18 protein-coding genes are annotated in these 23,896 nt (G+C 64.1%); 7 read left to right on the plus strand and 11 right to left on the minus strand.

Annotation, left to right across the window (positions count from 1 at the left end; genetic code table 11):
- Window positions 1-28: 28 nt before the first annotated feature.
- The 6 genes from SNE34_RS03795 to SNE34_RS03820 form a co-directional block, all read right to left on the minus strand.
- Complete coding sequence (locus SNE34_RS03795; RefSeq protein WP_332614876.1) at window positions 29-607, minus strand: hypothetical protein; 579 nt, start codon at window positions 605-607, stop codon at window positions 29-31.
- Between the two features lie 114 nt (window positions 608-721).
- A complete protein-coding gene (locus SNE34_RS03800; RefSeq protein ID WP_332614878.1) occupies window positions 722-1,168 on the minus strand; it encodes an HhH-GDP family DNA glycosylase in 447 nt (148 codons plus the stop codon).
- A 24-nt stretch (window positions 1,169-1,192) separates the two neighbouring features.
- Complete coding sequence (locus tag SNE34_RS03805) at window positions 1,193-1,564, minus strand: hypothetical protein (RefSeq protein ID WP_332614879.1); 372 nt, start codon at window positions 1,562-1,564, stop codon at window positions 1,193-1,195.
- Window positions 1,565-1,673: 109 nt separating this feature from the next.
- The gene (locus SNE34_RS03810; RefSeq protein ID WP_332614881.1) at window positions 1,674-4,355 is read right to left on the minus strand and encodes an excinuclease ABC subunit UvrA; all 2,682 of its coding nucleotides are present in this window, start codon (window positions 4,353-4,355) and stop codon (window positions 1,674-1,676) included.
- A gap of 95 nt (window positions 4,356-4,450) precedes the next feature.
- Window positions 4,451-4,729: a hypothetical protein gene (locus tag SNE34_RS03815; protein ID WP_332614883.1), complete on the minus strand. Its 279-nt coding sequence runs from the start codon at window positions 4,727-4,729 to the stop codon at window positions 4,451-4,453.
- A gap of 441 nt (window positions 4,730-5,170) precedes the next feature.
- A complete protein-coding gene (locus SNE34_RS03820; RefSeq protein WP_332614886.1) occupies window positions 5,171-5,497 on the minus strand; it encodes a hypothetical protein in 327 nt (108 codons plus the stop codon).
- Window positions 5,498-5,626: 129 nt separating this feature from the next.
- Between SNE34_RS03820 and SNE34_RS03825 the strand changes: the two genes are divergently transcribed.
- The 3 genes from SNE34_RS03825 (at window position 5,627) to SNE34_RS03835 (ending at window position 10,088) form a co-directional block, all read left to right on the plus strand.
- The gene (locus tag SNE34_RS03825; RefSeq protein WP_332614888.1) at window positions 5,627-6,706 is read left to right on the plus strand and encodes a nuclease-related domain-containing protein; all 1,080 of its coding nucleotides are present in this window, start codon (window positions 5,627-5,629) and stop codon (window positions 6,704-6,706) included.
- An 8-nt stretch (window positions 6,707-6,714) separates the two neighbouring features.
- Window positions 6,715-6,936 carry a hypothetical protein gene (locus SNE34_RS03830; protein WP_332614890.1) on the plus strand — a complete coding sequence of 74 codons (222 nt, stop codon included), beginning with the start codon at window positions 6,715-6,717 and terminating at the stop codon, window positions 6,934-6,936.
- A 62-nt stretch (window positions 6,937-6,998) separates the two neighbouring features.
- Window positions 6,999-10,088 (plus strand): DUF3427 domain-containing protein, encoded by a 3,090-nt coding sequence (locus tag SNE34_RS03835; protein WP_332614892.1) that lies wholly within the window; start codon window positions 6,999-7,001, stop codon window positions 10,086-10,088.
- A gap of 32 nt (window positions 10,089-10,120) precedes the next feature.
- Here SNE34_RS03835 and SNE34_RS03840 read toward each other — a convergent pair whose 3' ends face one another.
- From SNE34_RS03840 to SNE34_RS03860, 5 genes are all read right to left on the minus strand, one after another.
- The gene (locus tag SNE34_RS03840; protein ID WP_332614894.1) at window positions 10,121-10,300 is read right to left on the minus strand and encodes a hypothetical protein; all 180 of its coding nucleotides are present in this window, start codon (window positions 10,298-10,300) and stop codon (window positions 10,121-10,123) included.
- Window positions 10,301-10,501: 201 nt separating this feature from the next.
- Window positions 10,502-12,649, minus strand: coding sequence for an AAA family ATPase (locus SNE34_RS03845; protein WP_332614895.1), 2,148 nt, complete (start codon window positions 12,647-12,649; stop codon window positions 10,502-10,504).
- Window positions 12,646-13,239, minus strand: a complete 594-nt coding sequence (locus tag SNE34_RS03850; protein WP_332614896.1) for a hypothetical protein — start codon at window positions 13,237-13,239, stop codon at window positions 12,646-12,648. Before SNE34_RS03850 ends, SNE34_RS03845 begins: the two co-directional genes overlap by 4 nt.
- A complete protein-coding gene (locus tag SNE34_RS03855) occupies window positions 13,236-14,309 on the minus strand; it encodes an SIR2 family protein (protein ID WP_332614898.1) in 1,074 nt (357 codons plus the stop codon). The genes SNE34_RS03850 and SNE34_RS03855 overlap by 4 nt, the downstream gene beginning before the upstream one ends.
- Before the next feature lie 372 nt (window positions 14,310-14,681).
- Window positions 14,682-18,350: a methylmalonyl-CoA mutase family protein gene (locus tag SNE34_RS03860; RefSeq protein ID WP_332614900.1), complete on the minus strand. Its 3,669-nt coding sequence runs from the start codon at window positions 18,348-18,350 to the stop codon at window positions 14,682-14,684.
- A 124-nt stretch (window positions 18,351-18,474) separates the two neighbouring features.
- Between SNE34_RS03860 and SNE34_RS03865 the strand changes: the two genes are divergently transcribed.
- The 4 genes from SNE34_RS03865 (at window position 18,475) to SNE34_RS03880 (ending at window position 23,888) form a co-directional block, all read left to right on the plus strand.
- Window positions 18,475-19,788: a 2OG-Fe(II) oxygenase gene (locus SNE34_RS03865; protein WP_332614902.1), complete on the plus strand. Its 1,314-nt coding sequence runs from the start codon at window positions 18,475-18,477 to the stop codon at window positions 19,786-19,788.
- A 176-nt stretch (window positions 19,789-19,964) separates the two neighbouring features.
- A complete protein-coding gene (locus tag SNE34_RS03870; protein WP_332614904.1) occupies window positions 19,965-21,068 on the plus strand; it encodes a Glu/Leu/Phe/Val dehydrogenase dimerization domain-containing protein in 1,104 nt (367 codons plus the stop codon).
- 103 nt (window positions 21,069-21,171) lie between these two features.
- The gene (locus SNE34_RS03875; protein ID WP_332614906.1) at window positions 21,172-22,329 is read left to right on the plus strand and encodes an acyl-CoA dehydrogenase family protein; all 1,158 of its coding nucleotides are present in this window, start codon (window positions 21,172-21,174) and stop codon (window positions 22,327-22,329) included.
- Between the two features lie 62 nt (window positions 22,330-22,391).
- Window positions 22,392-23,888 carry a DUF3369 domain-containing protein gene (locus SNE34_RS03880; protein ID WP_332614908.1) on the plus strand — a complete coding sequence of 499 codons (1,497 nt, stop codon included), beginning with the start codon at window positions 22,392-22,394 and terminating at the stop codon, window positions 23,886-23,888.
- The last annotated feature ends 8 nt before the right edge of the window (window positions 23,889-23,896 follow it).

Below are 23,896 nucleotides of genomic sequence, written 5' to 3' on the forward strand. Positions count from 1 at the left end.
CCGGCGGTGTCGCCAATCCCGACAGGGATCAACGCGTCGAAATCGTCGACCTTCGCGTCCGCCACCCGGCCGTGGGCCGGGATCCGAGCGCCTCATGGAGGTCGTCGCTGTACCAATGGGCGTGATCGGACAGGAACTGCCGGAACACCGGGCTCTGGCGATAGACGTCGAGCATGTACTCGCGCCAGGTGTCCTGCAGGGGTTTGGGCAGCGTGCCCATCTGCAGCACCACGTGCTCGAAATGGGACGCGAACAACTCCGACAGCTCCAGCGCCCTGCAGTAGCGCCGCCGTTCGCGGAGCCAGTCCCGGCAAGGCTCGCCAGCATCGGGTGCCGCGCCCTTGCGTTCCAGCCAGTGCCCCTGGGTGAAATCGGCGCTGAATTCATGGTTCGCGCGGAAGTGCAGGTACAGCCCATCCATCTCCAGCAGCGCCCGGGTGCATTCGAAGTTCTCGTGGTACAGCGTGGTCTGCGAGTCGTGCACGATCGCCTGTCGCATCAGCACCACCTGGTGCCATACGAACCAGAAGCCCGCCAGCGTCACCAGTACCATCACGACGGAAACCAGCACCCCGACTAGCGCGGCCCACGCCTGTATGGCCTCCATGGGTTGACCCTCCGCGGCTCGTGGTACCAAACCGGCCAACGTGCCGCGGCCGGCCTGTCGGCCACCGGATTCCAAGGTGCAAAAACGGCGGGACGGGCCCGCACCCGGAAGCCCTCAGGTCCCCCGGGCCGGAAACAACGCCCGCCCCGCTCCGCTCATGAAGATGCCCAGCGTCACCGGCCCGACGCCCTTGAACGCGAGCAAGCGGCGCTCGAAGTCGTCGCGGTCCTCCGCCGCTTCGGCGATGCCACCGATGCGTCCGCCGTACTCGTCCATCAGGGTCCGGCACAGCAGCGACAGCCGGGTCGCGGTGGACTCGTCATAGCGGCGATAGCCGCCCTCGCCCAGCAACCCCACCAGCTGGGCGTGGGTGAAGCGGCAGAGCCTGGCCGGCGTGTCGCAGCCCTGCTCCTCCACGAGCACGCGCCAGGTGGACGCGGCGATCTCCTGCGAGACGCGGTTGCCGAACAGGAAGCTGGCGAGGAACCACTTGAACAGCGACGGCTCGTCCCCCGGGCGGACCTCGAAACCGAGGTCACGCGGCAGCAGTTGGCGACGCATGGGCGGCCTCCTGGTTACGCGCCACTACTGCACCGGCTGGAGACGATGGGCCGCGTCCCCGCATACCACCAGCCCGCCGTCGCCCGACGCCGCACCCACCGCCTGCACGCGCATGCCGACGGCCAGCGACTGCACGTCCACCGGCGGCGCCTTGCACAGGTTCCAGCGGGCCGGGAGTTGCACCTGCACCTCGCCGCGCCCGTCCGCCTCTACCTGCACGGTAGCGTTGCCGTCGTAGCTCCACGGCTGCAGGTCGATGGCGGTGATGGTGCCTTCGATGCGCAGCGGGCCATCGGCCGGCTCGGCAACGTCGGGCGTGGTGGTGGTGCAGGACGCGGTGGCCAGCGCCACGGTGAGCGCAAACGTGAGCGGAAGCGCGGGGGCGATACGGGTCATCGGGGATCTCGCTGCGGTTTGGATCAGTGGAGAGTAGAACCTCGCCCGTGAGCGTTGTGACCCCGGCGATGAAATCCCTCACATCTCCGGCGTTGAGTCCTCGATCACCTCATGCTGTTGGCCCGAGCGCGACGGCCAGATACGGTGCGGTTCGACTCCGCCGCACCTTCGCCACCTTTCCCGGTCGCCCCTCCGCCACGATGTTCCCGCCCCGCTCCCCCGCCCCGGGCCCCATGTCGATCACCCAGTCGGCCTGGGCAACGACGCGCATTTCGTGTTCGATCACCACCACGGTGTTGCCGGCCTCGACCAGGCGGTGCAGCTGCAGCACCAGGCGATCGACGTCGGCGGCGTGCAGGCCGGTGGTGGGCTCGTCGAGCACGTACAGGCTGCGGCCGCGCTGGCTGCGCTGCAGCTCGGTGGCCAGCTTGATCCGCTGCGCCTCGCCGCCGGACAGCTCGGTCGCGGGCTGGCCCAGGCGCAGGTAGCCCAGACCGATCTCGCGCAGCAGGTGCAGCGGGCGCGCGACTGCACCTTCGTCGGCAAAGAACTCCCCGGCCTGCTCGACCGTCATGCGCAATACCTCGGCGATGTTGCGGCCGTTCCACTGCACCTGCAGCGTGGCGTCGTTGTAGCGCGCGCCGTGGCAGGCCGGACACGGGGCGTGGACGCTCGGCATGAAAAGGAGCTCGACGCTTACCACGCCCTCGCCTTCGCAGGTGTCGCAGCGACCCTTGGCGACGTTGAACGAGAACCGCCCGGCGTCGAAGCGGCGGCGGCGCGCGTCGGGCGTGGCGGCGAACAGCTTGCGCACATGGTCGAACAGGCCGGTGTAGGTGGCCAGGTTGGAGCGCGGCGTGCGGCCGATCGGCTTCTGGTCGACCTGCACCAGCCGCTGCACGGCGTCGACGTCGCCGGCCAGGTGCCCGCGCGTGCGTTCGATCGCCGTCGGCGCGTCGGGGGTGTCGTCGTCGCTGTCCTCGGGCTCGTGGCCGAGGTGCAGGCGGACGAGTTCGGCCAGCGCCTGCGCGATCAGGCTGGACTTGCCGGAGCCGGAGATGCCGGTGACCCCGGTCAGCACCCCCAACGGGATGCGCGCGTCCAGGCCGTGCAGGTTGTGGCGATGCAGGCCGCGCAGCTCCAGCCAGCCGGACGGCGTGCGTTCGTGACTGGCCGGCATTGGGGTGGTGCCAAAAAGGTACTGCGCGGTACGCGATTGCTTGACCTTCGCGAGCCCGCCCGGCGGGCCGCTGTACAGCACCTCCCCGCCGCGCTCGCCGGCGTCGGGGCCGACATCGACCAGCCACTGCGCGCGGCGCATCAGTTCGAGATCGTGTTCGACGACGAACACCGAGTTGCCGGCGTCGCGCAGCTGCTCGAGCGCGTCGTACAGCGCCTGGCTGTCGGCCGGGTGCAGGCCGGCGGAGGGCTCGTCCAGCACGTAGACCACGCCGAACAGGTGCGATTGCAGCTGCGTGGCCAGCCGCAGGCGCTGCAGCTCGCCGGGCGACAGCGTCGGCGTGGCGCGGTCGAGCGACAGATAGCCGAGCCCGAGCGCCTGCAGCGCGTGCAGGCGTGCCACAACGCCCTCGGCCAGGCGCTGCGCAGCCAGGCGCTTCTCCTCGGACATCGCCGGCGTGCGGCGCACGTCGGGCGCGGCGGCGTGGGTGGCCCGCTTGGCAGCGGCGCGTTTGGCGCGGTCGCGCCTGGTCGCGGTGGCGTTGGTGGTGTCGCCGCCGGCGTGGGCGTCGAACTTGCCGTTGGCGACCGGCTGCAGCAGTTCGACCACCCGGTCCAGCGGCAGGCCTGAGAACTCACCGATGTCGACGCCGGCGAACGTCACCGAGAGCGCCTCGCGCTTGAGCCGCTTGCCGTCGCACTCCGGGCACAGGCGGCCCTCCAGGTAGCGCGACACGCGCTTCTTCATCAGCGCGCTATGGGTGTTGGCGAACGTGTGCAGCACGTAGCGGCGCGCGCCCGTGTAGGTGCCCATGTAGCTGGGCTCGGTCTTGCGGCGCAGCGCGGCGCGGGTTTCGGCCGGGGTGAAGCCGGCGTAGACCGGCACGGTCGGGGTCTCCTCGGTGAACAGGATCCAGTCACGGTCCTTCTTCGGCAGGTCCTTCCAGGGTTTGTCGATGTCGTAGCCCAGCGTGACCAGGATGTCGCGCAGGTTCTGCCCGTGCCACGCCGGCGGCCACGCGGCGATCGCCTTCTCGCGGATGCTCAGCGAGCGGTCCGGCACCATCAGCGCCTCGGTGACCTCGTACACGTGGCCCAGCCCGTGGCATCGCGGGCACGCGCCCTGCGGCGTGTTCGGCGAAAAGTCCTCGGCGTACAGCATCGCCTGCCGGGCCGGGTACGCGCCGGCGCGGGAATACATCATCCGCACCAGGCTCGACAGCGTGGTCACGCTGCCGACGCTGGAACGCGCATTGCTGGTGCCGCGCTGCTGCTGCAAGGCGATCGCCGGCGGCAGGCCCTCGATCGAATCGACGTCCGGCACCCCTGCCTGGTCGATCAACCGCCGAGCGTACGGCGCCACCGATTCGAAGTAGCGACGCTGCGCCTCGGCGTAGATCGTGCCGAAGGCCAGCGACGACTTGCCCGACCCGGACACGCCGGAAAACACCACCAGCTGGTCGCGCGGGACATCGAGGTCGACGTCCCTCAGGTTGTGCTCGCGCGCGCCGCGGACGCGGACGCAACCGGTGTCGCGGGCGATGGCACGCGCTCGCCCGGCGGCGGATGCCTTCAGGGCGAAACGGCGCTTGGGTGCGGGGGTGCGCGGCATGCGGCGGGCCTGCGGGGAAAACCACACGCTAGCCCCGGCGCGTGAACGTAGGGTGGGTGGTGCGCGTGCGCGGTCTGGCCGCCCCGTTCGGGCCCTCAGTCGCGCTTGAGACGCCGTGCGGCGTCAGCCGCGGCCTGCAGGACGCGCACGTACTCCACACGGGCTTTCGGGGCGTTGCCTGCAGCGCTCTCCAGCCCGTCGATGAACGCTTCCGTCAACGACGACGCGTTGTACTGGTCGGCCAGCTCGCCCATCGACCTGGCCACGGCATCGCGCAGATGCCAATCCACGTTGATGCCCTTCTGGGCTTCATTGGCGAGATCGACGACGCGCAGCAGATGCGGCGTCACGAGACCGACGACGGTGGCTCTCATTGCTTCAACTCTGTGCTTGGGGGGACGGAAGACTAACCCGGCGGGCACTGGCGCGTGTGGCCACGCCCCCTTCCATGGCTTCGCTCGTCCCGTGAAGGAGACCTCCCGCACGTCCACCAGAGACCTTTGCGACATCGTCGGGAGACCTTCCGGAGGTCTTTCGAGGATGTCGCGGAGGTCTGCCAACGACCTCGCGGACATCCCCGGAGACCTTCCGCAGGTCTATTGGAGACTTTGCGAAGGTCGTCGAATGACCTCCCGGAGGTCTCCGGGAGACCTTCGCGACATCGTCGACGACCTCGTGGACCCTGGCGGCGACCTCCGCAAGGTCGCGGACGGCCTCCGGGAGGTCTTTCAAGCCCCAAAACGGCCCAAAACCAGCCTCCAGACATGCAAAAGCCGCCCGGAGGCGGCTTCTGCGGTGTTGCGGGCGACCCGCGGTCAGGCCGGATCGAGCACCGGCGTGGGGGCCGGGGTGGGCGTCGGGGTCGGCGCCGGCGTGGGGGTCTCCACCCTCGCCCGGCCGCCCTGCGACCAGCGCGAACCCAGCTCCTTGCGCAGTTCCTCAAGGCCGGCGTCGCCACCGGACAGCTTGAGCTGCGCGTAGGCGTCCAGCGCGACGTGCATCGCGTCGCTGCCGAGCAGGTCGATGCTGTCGCCGATCAGCGAGAGCAGCTTCTGCAGGTGCTCCTGCAGCGGGCGCAACTGGTCGAGCGCGGCGAGGTCGGCGTTGGCACCGGCCAGGTCCGCGGCCAGGCTGGGCGGCACGATCTGCGGTCCGTGTGGCGTGTGGTGATCGCGAGTACGGGGCGATCGGAGCGGGGAGAGTTTCGCAGAAACCAAGTCGCGACGCTTTCAATCATGGCTATGCTTGGTCCCGAAAGGGGGAACACGTACATGCTCATCAAGCAAGCCGACGACTACAGCCATGTGCTGCGCGCGCTCGAACAGAAGGCGAACCACGGTGGCCCCGAGGCCAAGCGCGCCAGCGACGAGTTGCGAATCCGCCAAGCGGGCCTTAAAGGCGAGAAGGAGTCGGCCTACCTCATCGATTTCGACTACGCGCGCTCGGCGAACTGGGCGGTCATCCATGACCTGCGCGTGGAGCATGCCGGGCGAACTGCGCAGATCGATCACGTTCTGATCAACCGCTGGATGGATGTGTATGTGCTGGAAACGAAGCACACCTGGAGCGGAATCAAGATCACTGATGACGGCGAATTCCTCCGCTGGGCCGGCCGGACCTATCAAGGCATGCCATCTCCCCTTCAGCAGAACGAGCGCCACATCGAGGTTCTGCGGGATGTCCTGGCGCAGGTTGAATTGCCTTCGCGGCTCGGCGTCCGAATCACTCCGGCATTCCACTCCTTCGTACTCGTATCTTCCAATGCACGCGTGGATCGCCCTAAACGGTTCGATGCCTCGCGGGTCATTAAGACCGACCAGCTGAAGAAGGCAATCTGGCGAGATATCGATGCCGAGAACCCCATTTTCGGGTTGATCAAGACCGCTGCGAAGATTGTGTCCAGCGAAACGGTGGAGCACGTGGCGCGCCAGCTCGCCAACCGACACGTGCCCGTAATCGGAAAGCCGGTTTCAACTGCTGGATCCTCGACCGAAAGTCTCGGCTCGGAGCTGTCGGCCGCGACAGCGACGACGCGCAGCGGAAAGCTCCGGATTGAGCCCTCCTTGGGAAGTGCAGCGCAGGAACGCGGAGATAACCAGAAGCGCGAAACGCATCCAGCGCAAGCTCAAACGGGTGGCCCGAGTTGCAAGTCCTGCAGGGGAACGGGAGGTTCCGTTCTCTCCGGTCGCTACGGCTACTACTTCAGGTGCGGCCAGTGCGAAGCCAACACAGCCATTCGCTTCACATGCCAACCCGGCCATAGCCCCCGCTTACGCAAGGACGACAACCGCTTCTATCACGAGTGCTCCGGCTGCCGCAGCAGCGAGCTTTACTTCACTAACCCGGCGTAAACGCGCACATGATCCTGACCATTCCGGTGCTGCTCTATCAGTTGCTGTTCGTCCTCGTACTTTTCATAGCCAGCCGATTCGGGCGGACGGCGTTAGGGATCGCAGCAATCGTGTGTCTGCTATGGACCCTGACCCACCTGTTCTTTCTGCCGCTCATGCTGCTGCAGGGAGCGGTGATCATCGGAAGCTACTTCTGGTTCCGTAGGCGTCTACGCAAGAAATTGGCGTAGCTACTCAGTCGTAGTCTGGGAACAGCGTTTAGTCCCCAACAAGCGGTGCTAGCCTGGGCGACATGACCAAACTCCAACGTGGACTGTATGAGCAACTCGTTACCGAGGCGCTTGAAGCGCAGCTCCTAGAGCTCGATGCCAAACACAGGGCCCTGCGCGGGCGACTCCATGGCGAGGAGGCAGCCGATCGGATAGCGCTGCATTTGGGGACGCTGATACGCCGCGTCGTTTCTAGCCTCGATTCCAAACAACGCACTGATGTAGGTCTCGGGCTCACCCGACAAATTGTCCAGCTGCTCGATGCCACCGGGAAAGGCGTTGATGCAGCCGATGCTCCGTCACCCGCAAGTGATGTTCTCCAGGCGATTGCGGCGCTGCGGCCCGACGGCACGGCTGAGCACATCCAGCTCCCCGCCACGCCGCTACTGGATACCACTCTGCTGACCAACGCTCCGGGCGAACCTCGGATCGGGTTTCAACTTCAATCGGAAGTCCCATCCGCCGATCGCATTGACATCCTGATGGCCTTTGTCCGACGCTCCGGCATCCAGCCACTGCTGGAACTCCTGCGACGTCATAAAGACGCAACGCGACCACTGCGGTTGCTGACGACGACCTACACCAACTCGACTGAGCTAGCAGCACTCCAGGCGCTACGCGATCTAGGGGCAGATATCCGCGTTTCCTACGACACCTCCAGCACACGTCTCCACGCAAAGGCGTGGCTGTTCCATCGTGCTTCTGGCTACTCGACGGCATTCATCGGTTCGTCGAACTTGACTCACTCCGCGCAGGTCACGGGGCTGGAATGGAACGTGCGGGTCTCGGGCGCTCGCAACCCTGACGTCATCGACAAATTTTCAGCTGTCTTCGATAGCTACTGGAACAACGACGATTTCCGCCCCTTCGACGAGGCCGAATTCCGAGAGCTAACGCAGACGCCGCCCAGTGGCCCAAGGGTCTATCTCAGCCCTGTCGAGATCCGCCCCGAACCCTTCCAGTCCCGGCTGCTGGAGCAAATCGAGCTAGCACGACTGCAAGGCCGGCACCGAAACTTGTTGGTCTCCGCCACAGGAACCGGTAAGACCGTCATGGCGGCGCTTGACTACCAGCGCCTGCGAGGACGCTTGCCACGTGCACGCCTGCTCTTCATCGCTCACCGTAAAGAGATCCTCGAGCAAAGCCTTGCGACATTCCGACACGCGTTGCGGGACGCCGCGTTCGGTGAGCTCTGGGTCGGTGGCAACCGTCCGACGCATTTCGATCACGTGTTCGCTTCAGTGCAGAGCCTGACCGCTGCTGGCTTGGCCAACATCGAGCCGGACCATTTCGATGTTGTGATCATCGATGAGTTCCACCATGCCGCGGCACGTACCTACAAGGCGCTGCTCGACCACCTTTGTCCAATCGAGCTGCTCGCCCTCACAGCCACGCCCGAGCGCGGTGACGAGGAGCCAATCCTGCAGTGGTTTAACGGTAGGATCGCCGCCGAACTCCGTTTGTGGGATGCCATCGATCAGCACCGCTTGTGTCCCTTTGCCTACTACGGCATTAGCGATGGCATGGACTACCGCGGAGTGACGTGGAAGCGAGGTCGCGGCTATGAGCCGCAGGAACTCAGCAATTTGGTGACCGGTGATCACGCGCTGGCTCGGTTGATCATTGAAAACGTCACCAAGGCCGCTCCGGACCCCGACTCTATGCGCGCATTGGGCTTTTGCGTCTCAGTGGCGCACGCGCGATTCATGGCGGACCAGTTCAGCGAGGCCGATCTGCCGGCAGTAGCGGTATGGGCTGAGACGCCACCCGAGCAGCGACGCCATGCACTAGAGGCGCTGAAAGCCGGCGAACTCCGAGCGGTGTTCTCCGTAGACCTCTTCAACGAAGGCGTAGACGTGCCTTCCGTCGACACTCTCCTGCTGCTGCGGCCGACAGATAGCCCGACCGTTTTCCTGCAGCAACTCGGCCGTGGCCTTCGTCGCCAGGAGACAAAGTCCGTTTGCACCGTCTTGGACTTCGTTGGCCAGCACCGCAAGGAGTTTCAGTTCCACCGCAGGTTTGGCGCGTTGCTGGGCGGCAGCCGAAAGCAACTGGAGAAGCAGATTGAGAGCGGTTTTCCCTTCTTGCCAAGTGGCTGTCATATGCAACTTGATGCCGTTGCCACGCAAACGGTGCTCGAGAATATTCGTCAGAGCCTACCCTCCACGTGGCCTGCAAAGGCACGCGAGCTGCGGCGCGTAGCGGAAGCCACTCCCGACATCACGCTCAAGAGGTTTCTCGAAGAATCCGGACTCGAGCTCGAAGACATCTACTCCAACAACCACTGCTGGTCTGACTTGCTCGAAGCGGGTGGCGTAGCAACTTTGCCGAACGGGCCTGAGGAGAGCGCGCTGCGACGCGCGTTGGGAAGATTGCTTCACCTCGACGACGAGCAGCGAATTAGGCAGTACCGCAGCTTTGCGCAAGCAACGCTGCCGCCAAGCATGGGCTCGCTCGATATTCGCACCCGCCGGCTGTTCCATATGCTGGCAACAGTACTCACCGAGAGCATCCGAACGGATGGCCAGAACCTCGATAACGCCGCATCACTGATCTGGCAGCACCCACAAGTTTTGGTGGAGCTCAACCAACTGATGGACGTTCTCACCGAACGTATCGATCACGTGCAGGCTCCGCTTTCCACGCACCCCGAAGTGCCGTTGTATGTCCATGCCCGATACACACGGAGGGAAATTCTTGCCGCTTTCAGCGATGGGGATGGGCTGAAAGTGCCGGAATGGCGCGAAGGCGTGCGCTGGCTTCCGGACGCATCGGTGGACTTGCTGGCATTCACTCTCGACAAAGCAAGTGGACACTTTTCGCCCACCACGCGATATCGGGACTACGCGATCAGCCGGGAGCTGATCCACTGGGAAAGTCAGTCCGCCACCCGTGCGGAGAGCGACACCGGTCAGAGGTACCAGCAGCACGAGACCACTGGAAGCATTGCACTGCCATTCGCCCGCCTGACGACGGATGATCGGGCGTTCTGGCTATTGGGGCCTGCTTCATACGTCGCGCATAAAGGCGAGCGCCCGATGGGGATCACGTGGCGCCTTGCTCACGAGTTGCCAGGTGATCTGTACGCACGATTTGCTGCGGCCGTTTCATAGGCTCGGCGGCACGATCTGCGGATTGGCCGCCATCACCGCAGCGTCTGCCGGACGAACACCTCCGAGCGCGGGCCCATGTAGATGAGGTTGCGGCGCTCCGAATCCGGAATCGCCACCAGCCCGGTCAGCGCGGTGGCCAACTGGTCCAGCCCGGCGCGGGCGGTGGTGACCTGGTCGTCGGTGAGGTCGAGCGAAATGTGGTTCTGGGACACGGTGATCTCCGTGTCGACCCATGAATCCGGCGAGTGCCGGATGCGTCCTTGCTCCGCCGCGGTCCGTGTGGCGTGTGGGTGATCGCGGGTACGGGGCGATCGGAGCGGGGTCGATTGTGGTAGATCAAAAAAGATGATGATGCGTTTTTGCGCGTGAGGAACGGCGTCGCGGAAGGCTGTGCAGACCGTGTCCCGCGACCATCAAGCGGCAACGGCTTTGAGACGCATTGGGGCGGGATCGGCGTGTATTTCTCGATGATCGACACTCGGACCCGCTCTCCCCCAACCATCAAGAGTAATGAGAACAGTCCGCTGGTGGACAGAGTTTGGACGAAGCTTTCGACCCAATAGAGAGCCGAACCGCGCATCATGTGTCGAGACGAAGAGCTGCCGCGTCTCCTTAGCTTGCCTAAGGAGATCAATCAGACCAAGAAGATTGATGTCATCAAGGCTCTGCAGCGGATCGTCCAGCATTATGGCGTCAAGCGGCGGCTTTTCTAGACCCATATTCAACGACAAGAACGTGCAGACTGCTAAGGCGTTCAGCTGAGAACTCGATAGGACAGTTTCAGGCGCGTCACTTTCAACGGCCGATTGAGGATCGCTGACAACTGTAGTTAAGCGCCCTCTCCCGCGCACCACGGATGTCAAGAACTTAACAGCTTGAAACGCTGGATGCACATCAACCCGACCATACATATCGGTCAGGAGAGGTTGCAGGTTTTGGATCCTTTCAGCAACAACGTCTGACGCCGACTCACGCAAGGTTTCGATGATTATCTGCGCACGATCACCGGTCCTGGTTCTGTCGGTTAAGTCTCGCTGCTCGACCACAAGCTTCTGCTTCAAGGTAGCGATCTCAGATGCAAGCTCGTTGATGGAAGCAGCGTCCCCCATTCTCGACAGTTGAAGGGCAAAGCGTTCTCCGCGATTTTGCGCCTCAGACGCATTCTCGATAGCCGACCATACATCTTTGCGCACGGACAACAAGTAGTCGGAAGACGTCTCCTCCTCTACCTGTATACCTAATTCAAGCGCGCGTTTACCAATGCCCTGCTTTAACGACGAGTAAGCAGCCTCCGCCGATTCCTGCTGCCTAAGCGACATCTCAAGCCGTAACGCCTCACTTTCGGCCGTCGACAGATTTTCCAGCGCAGCCCTGAGATTCTCGCCATCATCAACGAATGGAAGCGCGCCAGCTCTAGAAACCATCAACTCTAAGCGCCGACGCGTGCCTTCTACATCGTATGTTTGCTCGCAAACTGGACAGCTTGCGCCGAGGTGCTGAAGCGCTATTGATGCGAGCGTGTGCATCTGCTCCACATACTCCTCAAGCTCTGCTTGAATCGAACGCGCTTTACTCATGCGAGCCTGTTCTTCCCTCACATCCTCTTTCAGCACGTTAATCCGTTCCCTGAGCGTAGCTAGGACCGCTCGTCCTTCGGACGGATCACTCCTGTCCAGTGCCGAGAGCGCCACTAAATCACCAGATATCTGATCAATTAAATGCAACTTCCGTTCCAATGCTCGACGTTCCGCATCGAGTTGCTTCATTGCATTGTCAATGGCTACTTGCGATTCACGCGAAAGTGGTGGCGGGCCCGAAATTGTCACGCCCAACTCAGCGATGTCTGCCCACCAAGTCGACCACTCTGCATTGTCCATCTCGACCGGTTGCACTGTTTGCCTAGCTCGAAGCTCAGCGAGCCTAGCCTCAAGGTTGACGATGCGATTTCTCAGGAGATTCAGCTCCGCAGACTTGGCGTTCGTAGCTTTAGACCAAGCAGCCTTCGAACGCTCTAGCTCGGACTGCAGGTCAGTAATCCGACCCGCTCCAACAAGCTCGCTAATGGCATTGAACCGATCGTGATCAGATGCGTCATCAATAAACTGGCTAATCAAGTCCTGCTGGAGGTAGACACTGCGAGTGAGTACATTTCCAAGCGTGGAAAAAGGGTCTACAGCACCCGCGGCATTACTCCACAATACTCGAATTAATCGCCCCTCTGCTTCTGGGCCACGCAGGATCTCCCCTGACTCCTCGACGGAAATTCGTGCCTCTTTTCCATCAAACGTTCTTGTGACTGTGAGCAGATGCGCCCCTCGCTCGACACCCATTCTGACGCGCACTCGCGCCTGGCCCGAGTCCGAGAATCGATTTACCAACCGCTGCGTGCTGTCCGACAGACGCTGAACGCGGCCTGTGAGTGCCCACAGAATTGCGTCATAGAACGACGTCTTACCGTTACCGTTGGCGCCGACGACCACGATGGCGTCCGCATCCACATCAAACAAGGAATCTGCGGCAAATCCCCGGAAGCCAGAAATCTCGACTGTCTGTAGCCTCATTGGTCTTTGCTCCCCGATCTATGCAGAGATTCCATCAGAGGTCGCTGATCCAGGAAGGCTTCGACTAGAGTCACAGCGTCCTGACGTTCCACCCCTCTCTTTTCCAAAACACTGGATAGGTGATCCAATGCTGATCCAGCATTAGATTGGTTTACTACACCCTTAATTGGTAGCAAAGGTCTTAGCACACGTTCTACGTCGCTTGATTTCTTGAGATCATCACCGGTCGCAATCAGCTTTCTTAACCGAGTCGTATCACGCCGAATCGCTTCGATATCGGTTTCTGTGCTCGACTTGACAGCCGGGGTTAATAGAACTAAATAGCCATCCCACGCCTTACCCTCTGATCGACCAATGCTTCTGGAAATGATTTCGACCAGCATGCCCTGTCTATCGGCCCACGAATCTACAAGTTCCACATATGTTTCGAAAGCAACAACTCCAACAACGTTATAGGAGTTTTCAAATAACCGACTAGTCGAGCTGGTCCATGCGGAATTGTCTGATTCAGTTGCCTTGTAGCCGGCCGCCTCAAGAACTGCGACCGACGATGCGATCAGATCAGTCGATGTCAGATATTCACTAATCATACTATTAGCTCGACGATGGAATTTGGATCAGCACGAAGAGAATCAGCAGAAAACATGCGTAGTTGCGAGTTGCCGTAAATTATGCTGCTTGATTGATCGTCAACGACCAGATCGACGGGAGGAGCAATTGGGCTATGACTCAGAACTCCCGTCGCAACACCTAACACCGGCATCGCAGGCAACGTGCGAAGCTGCCTTAGTCTGACGCCGAGATCAGCCTCGACGGCAGAGACGTTACGAATTCCTGAACCGCTGGCTAGAATCACTGTGGCAACTCGACCACTAATGTCAAATTCCACTATTCCGGTGCTATGGATTTTCACCTTAGATCTCAGATTGCGCGCAATTAGTGCGGTCGCCAACAGTAAATCAGCCAACAGGCCGCGCACACCATCATTGTCCGGCCGATAGAGTTTTGGATGAAGCGTCCAGCTTGCCCGTAGTTTTCCGAGCTCTAAAAGTCCTGCCTTCTCCAAATTTGCTATCAGGGAGTCGAGGTTTTCTGTGGCCAGGTGATTGAGATCGGTAAATCGGTCGGCCTCCTCCTTTAACGTCGCCATTTGAGCTTTCACCATCCTCTGTGATAGCTCAAACATAAACTCAGACCATTTCATCTTTATAAAACTTGACTCATCAATCGCAAGTGCTGCCGCGAATGGAGATGCTCCGAAATCCCCCGGATCAACCTGAAATGTCTGACTACCAGCCGGAACTCCCGCGCGAATCTTCCTGCTGCTTTCCACCAGGACATCTGCAGGACTTCCCAAGCCAACGAAGACAACAACGGGGCTAGCGATCAACTTGGCGGCAACTACTGCCTCCCAACCGCCAACCCATTCGCGCTCCAACGCGTCCGTTCTCAGAACCCATGCTTCAGGGTCAGTTTCATTCGCATTTCGATGGAGATAGAAGACACTCAAAGGCCGTTGATTCGCGAAGTCCGCGGGCCCATCTACAACCCCGATTGTTGCCCCGACGCCCAGTTCTCCAACTGCAGTTGAAAAGGCCAAATCAAAGTTAAGAGTGAGTATGGAATTCAGCGCTCCCTCGCAGAGCAACGCAATCGCCAACTTGTGCCCCTCGTTCGGGGACGCCGTCTTAAGAGCATAGTGTTGCCGCAATTGCTCGACTAGTAGCCGCTGAGACCCATTCTTTTGGTACAGCAAATCAGCCAGCTTGGATAGATTTCGCGGTTCTTTGCATTCACCAGTTTCAATGGCTCCGTCGGCCACGAGGCGCGCGTGCGACTGCTCGGAACACGTACCGGCCAAGGGGATCCCGGTGGGCTCTTCAAAGGAGCATCCAGCGCCCACGACCAAGGCAATTCTTCCCCCGCCGGGCACGGAAACCGCCTGCAGTAAACTAACTGGCAATGCCATTGCGCCCCCAATTTTCTGCAAGCTAGTGCTCACCCAATGCTTTTTTGGTCCCGAGACGGCTACCTACATATTCCGCCGATACTCCCCACCCACGTCATACAACGCATGGCTGATCTGCCCCAGGCTGTGCGTCTTCACCGCCTCCATCAACGCGGCGAACACGTTCTGGCGGTCGCGGGCGGTTTTCTGGAGGTAGGCGAGGCCGGTGTCGCGGGCGGTGTTCGCGATCGGGGCTGAAGCCCCTCCTACAAGGCCGTTGCGGAGTTGCTGGTAGTTGGCGACGTTGTCGATCTGCTGGCCCTTCTCTTCCTCGGTCGAGCGGATCAGTTCGATCTCGGTGACGATGTCGCCGGCGTGCTCCTTCGGCAGGAAGGTGTTGACGCCGACCAGCGGCAGGCTGCCGTCGTGCTTCTTGTGCTCGTAGTACAGGCTCTCCTCCTGGATCTTGCCGCGCTGGTACATGGTGTCCATGGCGCCGAGCACGCCGCCGCGCTCGCTGATGGCTTCGAACTCCTTGTAGACGGCTTCCTCGACGATGTCGGTGAGCTTGTCGACGATGAAGCTGCCCTGCCAGGGGTTCTCGCAGAAGTTCAGCCCCAGCTCCTTGTTGATGATCATCTGGATGGCGACGGCGCGGCGCACGGACTCTTCGGTCGGCGTGGTGATGGCTTCGTCGTAGGCGTTGGTGTGCAGGCTGTTGCAGTTGTCGAACAGCGCGTACAGGGCCTGCAGCGTGGTGCGGATGTCGTTGAACTGGATCTCCTGCGCGTGCAGGGAGCGGCCGCTGGTCTGGATGTGGTACTTCATCATCTGGCTGCGGCTGGACGCGCCGTAGCGCTCGCGCATGGCGCGGGCCCAGATGCGGCGGGCGACGCGGCCGATGACGGTGTACTCGGGGTCCATGCCGTTGCTGAAGAAGAACGACAGGTTGGGCGCGAAGTCGTCGATCTTCATCCCGCGCGCGAGGTAGTACTCGACGATGGTGAAGCCGTTGCTCAGGGTGAAGGCGAGCTGGCTGATCGGGTTCGCCCCGGCCTCGGCGATGTGGTAGCCGGAGATCGACACCGAGTAGAAGTTGCGCACCGCGTTGTCGACGAAGTATTGCTGGATGTCGCCCATCATCCGCAGCGCGAACTCGGTGCTGAAGATGCAGGTGTTCTGGGCCTGGTCCTCCTTGAGGATGTCGGCCTGCACGGTGCCACGCACGGTCTTGAGGGTGTAGGCCTTGATGCGCGCGTAGGTCTCGGCGTCGACCACCTGGTCGCCGGTGACGCCGAGCAGGCCGAGGCCGAGGCCGTCGTTGGTCTCGGGCAGCATGCCGCCGTATTGCGGGCGATTCTTTCCTTCGAAAAGTTTTTCGATCTTGTCGTGGGCGGCGTCCCAGCGGGCCTGGTCCTCGCGCAGGTACTTCTCGACCTGCTGGTCGATGGCGGTGTTCATGAACATCGCCAGGATCATCGGCGCGGGGCCGTTGATGGTCATCGACACCGAGGTGGTCGGCGCGCACAGGTCGAAGCCGGAGTACAGCTTCTTCATGTCGTCCAGCGTGGGGATGTTGACGCCGGAGTTGCCGATCTTGCCGTAGATGTCAGGGCGCGGCGCCGGGTCCTCGCCGTACAGGGTGACCGAGTCGAACGCGGTCGACAGGCGCGCGGCGGGCTGGCCGACGCTGAGGTAGTGGAAGCGGCGGTTGGTGCGCTCCGGGGTGCCCTCGCCGGCGAACATGCGGATCGGGTCCTCGCCGGTGCGACGGTACGGGTAGACGCCGCCGGTGTAGGGGTACGCGCCGGGGAGGTTTTCCTTTTGCAGGAAGGTGAGCAGCTCGCCCCAGGATTTGTAGGTGGGGGCGGCGATCTTGGGGATCTGCTGGTGCGACAGGGACTCGCGGTAGTTGTCGACGCGGATGGTCTTGTCGCGGACCTGGTATTCGTTGACGTCGTCGGTGATGGATTTGAGGCGGGCGGGCCAGTGGCGCAGGAGTTTGAGTGCCTCGGAGTCGAGGGACTGGATGGCGTCGTTGTAGCGCTGGCGCAGGGTTAAGAGGGTGCGGTCTACGGGGAAAGCGGAATGCCCTTTCCCTGTAGGAGCGGCTTCAGCCGCGACCTGTACATCGTCCCCAACGTTCTGCGCGTTCGCGGCTGAAGCCGCTCCTACAGCGGAGGGGGCGCGGGAATCAGGCGACTTCGCCGGGCTCTGGAGGTCGTCGACCTGGTAAAGATCGAGCTGCTTCGGCAGCTTCGGGTCTTCGAGGTCGTGCAGGGACTGCCAGTAGGACTGCGCGCGGTCGGCGATCTCGGCCTGGCTCTCGATCCGCTCGTTGATGCCGCGGCCCTGCTCGGCAATCTCGGCAAGGTATCGGATGCGGTTGCCGGGGATCAGCACCGTCGCACGCGGCTCCTTCAGCGAGGTGTCGATGTCGGGTTGGAAGTCGCACCTCCCCGCCTTTGTGGGAGCGGCTTCAGCCGCGATCGTGGAATCGGGGGCCAGGCCCTTCTCCCGCATCAACCGGCACAAATTCGCGAACATCCAGCTGATGCCGGGGTCGTTGAACTGGCTCGCAATCGTCGGGTAGACCGGGACTTCCTCGTCCTTGGTCTGGAAGGCGACGCGGTTGCGCTTCCACTGCTTGCGGATGTCCCTCAATGCGTCTTCCGCGCCGCGCTTGTCGTACTTGTTGAGCACGACCAGTTCGGCGAAGTCGAGCATGTCGATCTTCTCCAGCTGGCTCGGGGCGCCGAAGTCGCTGGTCATGACGTACATCGAGAAGTCGACCAGGTCGACGATCTCCGAGTCGCTCTGGCCGATACCCGCGGTCTCGACGATGACCAGGTCGTAGCCCAGGCCCTTGAGGAAGCCGATCGAATCCTTCAGCACGGCGTTGGTCGCGGCGTGCTGGCGGCGGGTCGCCATCGAGCGCATGTAGACGCGGTCGCTGCGCAGCGAGTTCATGCGGATGCGGTCGCCGAGCAGCGCGCCACCGGTGCGGCGACGGGTCGGGTCGACCGAGATCACCGCGATGCGCATCTCCGGGAAATGCGCGAGGAAGCGGTTGAGCAGCTCGTCGGTGACCGAGGACTTGCCGGCGCCGCCGGTGCCGGTGATGCCGATGACGGGGGTCTTGCCGCCGGCCAGCTGCCATTGCTTGCGCAGCGTGGACAACGCGTGCTCGTCGAAGTGGCCTTCCTCGATCGCGCTGAGCATCTTGCCGATGGCGATCTCGTCGGTGATCGCCGGCGCGGTGTCGTCGGCCTCGCCGTCGACCCGGCCCTCGCTGGCGCGGCGGACGACGTCCTCGATCATCGCCACCAGCCCCATGTGCATGCCGTCGTTGGGGTGGTAGATGCGCTCGACGCCGTAGGCCTGCAGCTCGCGGATCTCCTCGGGGGTGATGGTGCCGCCGCCGCCGGCGAAGACCTTGATGTGGCCGGCGTCGCGCTCCTTGAGCATGTCCACCATGTACTTGAGGTACTCGACGTGGCCGCCCTGGTAGCTCGACAGCGCGATGCCGTCGGCGTCCTCCTGCAGCGCGGCGCGGACGACGTCCTCGACGCTGCGGTTGTGGCCCAGGTGCACGACTTCGACGCCCTGCCCCTGGATCAGCCGCCGCATGATGTTGATCGCGGCGTCGTGGCCGTCGAACAGGCTGGCGGCGGTGACGAAACGCAGCGGGTGGGCGCTGGCGGTGTCGAGGCCGGTATCGGTGTCGGTAAGGTTGCTCGCGGGGGTGCTCATGGCGCACTCGACTTGCTGAAAACGGGAATCCCTCGATTGTAGCGCGGCGCCATTTTTCGCCCGGCTTTCGCGGTTGGTGGGCGTCTCGGCCGCGCCGGGCGCCATTCCGCGTTCTTCGACAGGGATGACCCAGCTATCCCACGTCCACGTCCCACTCTCCCCGCCCGCGCCGGCCAGCCCGGATGCCGACGACGCGTTCGCCGCGTTGCGCGCCGATGCCGCCGGTGGCGTGCCCGAGCCGTTGTTCCGCCTGGCCAATGCGCTGGCCGGCGCCGGCCAACTGGACGAGGCGGCATCGCTGTTCCGCCGTGCGGCGATGGCCGGCCACGGCGGCGCCCAGGTCGAGTACGCGCGGATGCTGCTGTTCGGCCAGGGCTGCGCGGCCGAACCGCACCGCGCGGTCGAATGGCTGCTGCAGGCCGAGGGCCTGGGCAATCCAATCGCCGGCTACTGGCTGGCGTGGGTCGCCATTGGCAGCGTGCTGCTGCCGCGCGACGGCCAGATCAACCAGCGCATGCTGACCGCGGTACAGCACGATTTCCCGCTGGCGCTGCGGGCCGCGGCGATCCACTTCGGGCGCAAGCCCGGCGCCGCCGACCAGGTGATGTGCATGAAGCTGCTCGACCGCGCCGCTGCGCGCGGCGACGTGGTCTCGGCATTGCTGCTGGCCGAGCGCCTGCAACGCGGCGAGGGCTGCGCGGTGCAACCCAAGGCCGCGGCGGCGCTGCGTGCGCGGCTGCGGACCAACGGGGTGGAGGCGTTGCCGTCGACGGTCGCGCCGCCGGTGCAGGCGGATTACTCGCGCCACCCGGGCCGCGGCGCCACGATGCCGGCATCGGCAATGCTCGCCTTCGAGGAAGTGCTGACGCCGCCGCACGCGACCGAGCTGTCCGCCCGACCGCGGGTGCTGCAGGTCGAGAGCCTGCTGTCGTCGGACGAGTGCCGCCTGCTGATGGCCAGCGCGCTGCTGCGCGATGCCACCGCCGATCTCCCGCCGGCCGCCGCGCCATCGGTCCGGTTCGCCCCGGTCCACGAAGACTTCGCCCTGCGGATGCTGCAGTTGCGGCTGGCCCGGGCCGCGCGCGCCGAGTTCGGCCACGCCGAGCCGCTGCTGGTCGAGCATGGCGTGCCGGGCACCACGGAATGGCGCCACCGCGATTACCTGAGCCCCGAAGTGCTGGCCGCGGACCGCGCCGGCGCCGGCAACCGGCGCACCACCGTGTGCGTGTGCCTGCGTCCGCCGGAAGCCGGCGGCGGCCTGGAATTCCCGTTCGCCGAGCTGGAAACCGTGCCGGGCGCGGGTCGCGCGGTGGTGTTCGACAACCTGCGCGACGGCATGCTCGATCGCGACTCGATGCACGCCTCCCTGCCGATCCTGCGCGGCGAGCAGTGGCAGGCGACCTTGTGGCTGCGCGAAGGTCGTTACCGGGCGGTCTGAACGGTTGTGGCGACGGTCACAACGTACGCATCCGTATTGCACGATTGCTTTAGACTACCGCCCCGCAGCCCACGCAAAGTGGGTCCTGCGCAGGCGAATTCATTAGTTTTCAGACACTTATCCAACACAGTTGGCGTAAAGCGCGATGCGCAACCGACGCCTACGCGGAGCACCCGATGATTTTCGAGACCCTGGACACTTTCGGCCATGAACAGGTCGTGTTCTGCCACAACAAGGACGCGGGCCTGAAGGCCATCATCGCGATCCACAACACCGTGCTGGGGCCCGCCTTGGGCGGTACGCGCATGTGGCCGTACCAGACCGAGCAGGACGCTCTGAACGACGTGCTCCGCCTCAGCCGCGGCATGACCTACAAGAACGCGGTCGCCGGCCTGGACATCGGCGGCGGCAAGGCCGTGATCATCGGCGACCCCGCGACCGACAAGTCCGAAGCGCTGTTCCGCGCGTTCGGCCAGTTCGTGCAGTCGCTGGGCGGTCGCTACATCACCGCCGAGGACGTCGGCATCGACGTCAACGACATGGAATACGTGTACCGCGAGACCGAGTTCGTGACCGGCGTGCACCAGGTCCACGGCGGTTCGGGCGATCCGTCGCCGTTCACCGCCTACGGCGCGCTGCAGGGCCTGATGGCCTCGCTCAACAAGCGCTTCGGCGACGAGGAGGTCGGCAAGTACACCTACGCCGTGCAGGGCCTCGGCCACGTCGGCATGGAGTACGTCAAGCTCCTCAAGGAGCGCGGCGCCAAGATCTTCGTGACCGACATCAACAAGGGCCTGGTCGACAAGGCCGTGTCCGAGTACGGCGCCGAGGCGGTGGGCCTGGACGAGATCTACGACGTCGACGCCGACGTGTACTCGCCGTGCGCGCTGGGCGGCACCGTCAACGAGCAGACCCTGCCGCGACTGAAGGCCAAGGTCATCTGCGGCGCGGCCAACAACCAGCTGGCCAACAACGCGATCGGCGACGAAGTGCAGAAGATGGGCATCCTGTACGCACCGGACTACGCGGTGAACGCCGGTGGCGTGATGAACGTCGCGCTGGAGATCACCGGCTACAACCGCGAGCGCGCGATGCGCATGATGCGGACCATCTACCACAACCTGACCCGCATCTTCGAGATCGCCGAACGCGACGGCATCCCGACCTACAAGGCCGCCGACCGCATGGCCGAGGAGCGGATCGACGTGATGGGCAAGCTCAAGCTGCCGCTGGGTCGCACCACCCCGCGCTTCCAGGGGCGCATCCGCGGCGGCGCGTAAGCCGCGATGCAGTGACCATGACGACGGGGCCTGAGTGCCCCGTCGTTGTTTGCAAAACTTGTCGCCGGGATGGCGACCATCCAGTGACGAACCAGGAGTTGTCATGCGTGCATTCCCCCTTGGCGAAGAACTCGATGCCCTGCGCGAGGCCGTGCGCCGCTTCGCCGACGCCGAGATCGCGCCGCGCGCCGCCGCGATCGACGAGGCCAACGCGTTCCCGCAGGAGCTGTGGCCGAAGCTCGGCGAACTGGGCCTGCTCGGCCTGACCGTCCCCGGCGAGTACGGCGGCAGCGAGATGGGCTACCTCGCCCACCTGGTGGCGATGGAAGAGATCTCGCGCGCGTCCGGTTCGGTCGGCCTGAGCTACGGCGCCCACTCCAACCTGTGCGTCAACAACCTTTACGCGAACGGCAACGAGGACCAGCGCACCAGGTACCTGCCGAAGCTGTGCAGCGGCGAGTGGAAGGGCGCGCTGGCGATGAGCGAGCCGGGCGCGGGCTCCGACGTGGTCGGCTCGATGTCGTGCCGCGCCGAATTGAAGGGCGACGTCTGGGTCGCCAACGGCAACAAGATGTGGATCACCAACGGCCCCGAGGCCGACGTGTTGATCGTCTACATGCGCACCGCCGGCAAGGACGCGGGCAGCAAGTGCATGACCGCCTTCATCGTCGAGAAGGGCATGACGGGTTTCAGCACCGCGCAGAAGCTCGACAAGCTCGGCATGCGCGGCTCCAACACCTGCGAGCTGGTGTTCCAGGACTGCGAGATCCCCGCCGGGAATGTTCTTGGCGAAGTCAACGAGGGTGTCAGAGTGCTGATGTCCGGCCTCAACACCGAGCGTCTGGTGCTGACCGGCGGCCCGCTGGGACTGATGCAGGCCGCGCTCGACCTCACCCTGCCCTACGTGCGCGAGCGCAAGCAGTTCGACCAGGCGATCGGCACGTTCGGGATCATGCAGGCCAAGCTCGCCGACATGTACACGGCGCTGCAGTCGTCGCGGGCGTTCGCCTACCAGGTCGCGCGCGACTATGACGCCGGCCACAAGAGCCGGGTCGATGCGGCGTCGTGCCTGCTGCATGCGTCCGAGGCGGCGGTGCAGGTCGGGCTGGAGGCGATCCAGAGCCTCGGCGGCAACGGCTACATCAACGAGTTCCCGGCCGGGCGGATCCTGCGCGACGCCAAGCTGTACGCGATCGGCGCCGGCACCAACGAAATCCGGCGGATGCTGATCGGACGGGAGCTGTTCGACGGCCGCAGTTGAGTTGCGCCGCAGGGCCGTCAGTTCGCTAGACTGCGGGCACACGCACGCAGGGGGCTGTCTGCATGGACCAGTCGAGAACATCCGCGAGCCGGACGCCGGCGTGGAAGTTGCTGCTGGTCGACGACGATCCCGAAGTGCACGCGGTCACCCAGCTGGTCCTGGGCAACTTCCGTTTCCAGGACCGTCCGCTGGAGATCCTCTCGGCCACCAGTGAGGCCGAGGCCCGCCAGTTGCTGGCCGAGCACGCCGACATCGCGGTGGTGTTCCTCGACGTGGTGATGGAGCACGACCGCTCCGGCCTGATGCTGGTCGAACACATCCGCCGCGAACTGGGCAACCACGACATCCGCATCGTCCTGCGCACCGGCCAGCCCGGGCAGGCGCCCGAGCACGATGTCGTCACCCGCTACGACATCAACGACTACCGCGAAAAGACCGAGCTCACCGCGCAGAAGCTCTACACCACCTTGTTCGCGGCGCTGCGGGCGTGGCGCGACATCCAGACCATCCGCGCCAGCAAGCGCGGCCTGGAGCGGGTCATCAGCGCGTCGGCGCGGACCTTCGGCAACGAGCACCACGACGGCTTCCGCACCACCGTGCTGGCCCAGCTCGACCGCCTGGTCGAGGGCGCCAGCACGCTGTGCGTGGCGGTGGACAACCCCGACCCCGCCGCGCCGCTGGTTGCCACCGCGGCTACCGGCCGCCTGCGCGAATGCGGCGACCGTCCGTTGCATGAAGTCCTGCCCGCGCACCAGTTCGAGTCGCTGCGCGGCGCCCTCGACGAGCGCGCCCACCGCTTCGACGGCGACCATTACGCGTTGTACTTCGTCGACAGCGCCAGCGACCGCGAACTGCTGTTCCTCGGCCAGGTCGAGCACCTGTCCGAACTCGACCACAAGCTGCTGGAGCTGTTCGCCTCCAACGTCGCGATCGCGCTGAAGAACCTCGACCTGACCCAGGACCTGACCGACGCGCAGATGGAGATGATCTTCCTGCTCGCCGGCGCCGCCGAGTCGCGCTCGCACGAGACCGCTGCGCACGTCAGCCGGGTCGGTCTGGTCGCCGAGCTGCTGGCCCGCGAATACGGCCTCGACGACGCCACCTGCGAGCGCATCCGCCATGCCGCGCCGCTGCACGACATCGGCAAGATCGGCACCCCCGACGCGATCCTCAACAAGCCCGGCGGCCACACCCCGGAGGAAACCGTGGTGATGCGCCAGCATGCCGAGATCGGCCACCGGATGCTGGCGACGTCCAAACGCGCGGTGCTGCAACTGGCGGCGGAAATCGCCCTGACCCACCACGAGCGCTGGGACGGCGGCGGCTACCCGCATGGCCTGGCCGGCGAGGCGATCCCGGTCAGTGGCCGGATCACCATGCTCGCCGACGTGTTCGACGCGCTTGGCAGCAAGCGCTGCTACAAGGACGCCTGGCCGGCCGAGCGCATCCGCGGCTATATCGTCGAGAACAGCGGCGCGATGTTCGACCCGACCCTCGTGCGGATCCTGCTGCAGAACTGGAGCCGCGCCGAGGCGATCCGCGAGCGCCTGCCGGATTGACGCGGCGC

The sequence above is a fragment of the Novilysobacter erysipheiresistens genome, assembly GCF_036663935.1.
Lineage (GTDB): Bacteria > Pseudomonadota > Gammaproteobacteria > Xanthomonadales > Xanthomonadaceae > Novilysobacter > Novilysobacter erysipheiresistens.

Excerpts from the sequence above, each read along its gene's own strand:
- SNE34_RS03875 (WP_332614906.1), top strand. The coding sequence starts at position 21,172 with ATGCGTGCATTCCCCCTTGGCGAAGAACTCGATGCCCTGCGCGAGGCC.
- SNE34_RS03805 (WP_332614879.1), bottom strand. The coding sequence starts at position 1,564 with ATGACCCGTATCGCCCCCGCGCTTCCGCTCACGTTTGCGCTCACCGTG.
- SNE34_RS03865 (WP_332614902.1), top strand. The coding sequence starts at position 18,475 with ATGACCCAGCTATCCCACGTCCACGTCCCACTCTCCCCGCCCGCGCCG.
- SNE34_RS03845 (WP_332614895.1), bottom strand. The coding sequence starts at position 12,649 with ATGAGGCTACAGACAGTCGAGATTTCTGGCTTCCGGGGATTTGCCGCA.
- SNE34_RS03800 (WP_332614878.1), bottom strand. The coding sequence starts at position 1,168 with ATGCGTCGCCAACTGCTGCCGCGTGACCTCGGTTTCGAGGTCCGCCCG.
- SNE34_RS03835 (WP_332614892.1), top strand. The coding sequence starts at position 6,999 with ATGACCAAACTCCAACGTGGACTGTATGAGCAACTCGTTACCGAGGCG.
- SNE34_RS03825 (WP_332614888.1), top strand. The coding sequence starts at position 5,627 with ATGCTCATCAAGCAAGCCGACGACTACAGCCATGTGCTGCGCGCGCTC.
- SNE34_RS03870 (WP_332614904.1), top strand. The coding sequence starts at position 19,965 with ATGATTTTCGAGACCCTGGACACTTTCGGCCATGAACAGGTCGTGTTC.
- SNE34_RS03815 (WP_332614883.1), bottom strand. The coding sequence starts at position 4,729 with ATGAGAGCCACCGTCGTCGGTCTCGTGACGCCGCATCTGCTGCGCGTC.
- SNE34_RS03850 (WP_332614896.1), bottom strand. The coding sequence starts at position 13,239 with ATGATTAGTGAATATCTGACATCGACTGATCTGATCGCATCGTCGGTC.
- SNE34_RS03880 (WP_332614908.1), top strand. The coding sequence starts at position 22,392 with ATGGACCAGTCGAGAACATCCGCGAGCCGGACGCCGGCGTGGAAGTTG.
- SNE34_RS03810 (WP_332614881.1), bottom strand. The coding sequence starts at position 4,355 with ATGCCGCGCACCCCCGCACCCAAGCGCCGTTTCGCCCTGAAGGCATCC.
- SNE34_RS03795 (WP_332614876.1), bottom strand. The coding sequence starts at position 607 with ATGGAGGCCATACAGGCGTGGGCCGCGCTAGTCGGGGTGCTGGTTTCC.
- SNE34_RS03860 (WP_332614900.1), bottom strand. The coding sequence starts at position 18,350 with ATGAGCACCCCCGCGAGCAACCTTACCGACACCGATACCGGCCTCGAC.
- SNE34_RS03830 (WP_332614890.1), top strand. The coding sequence starts at position 6,715 with ATGATCCTGACCATTCCGGTGCTGCTCTATCAGTTGCTGTTCGTCCTC.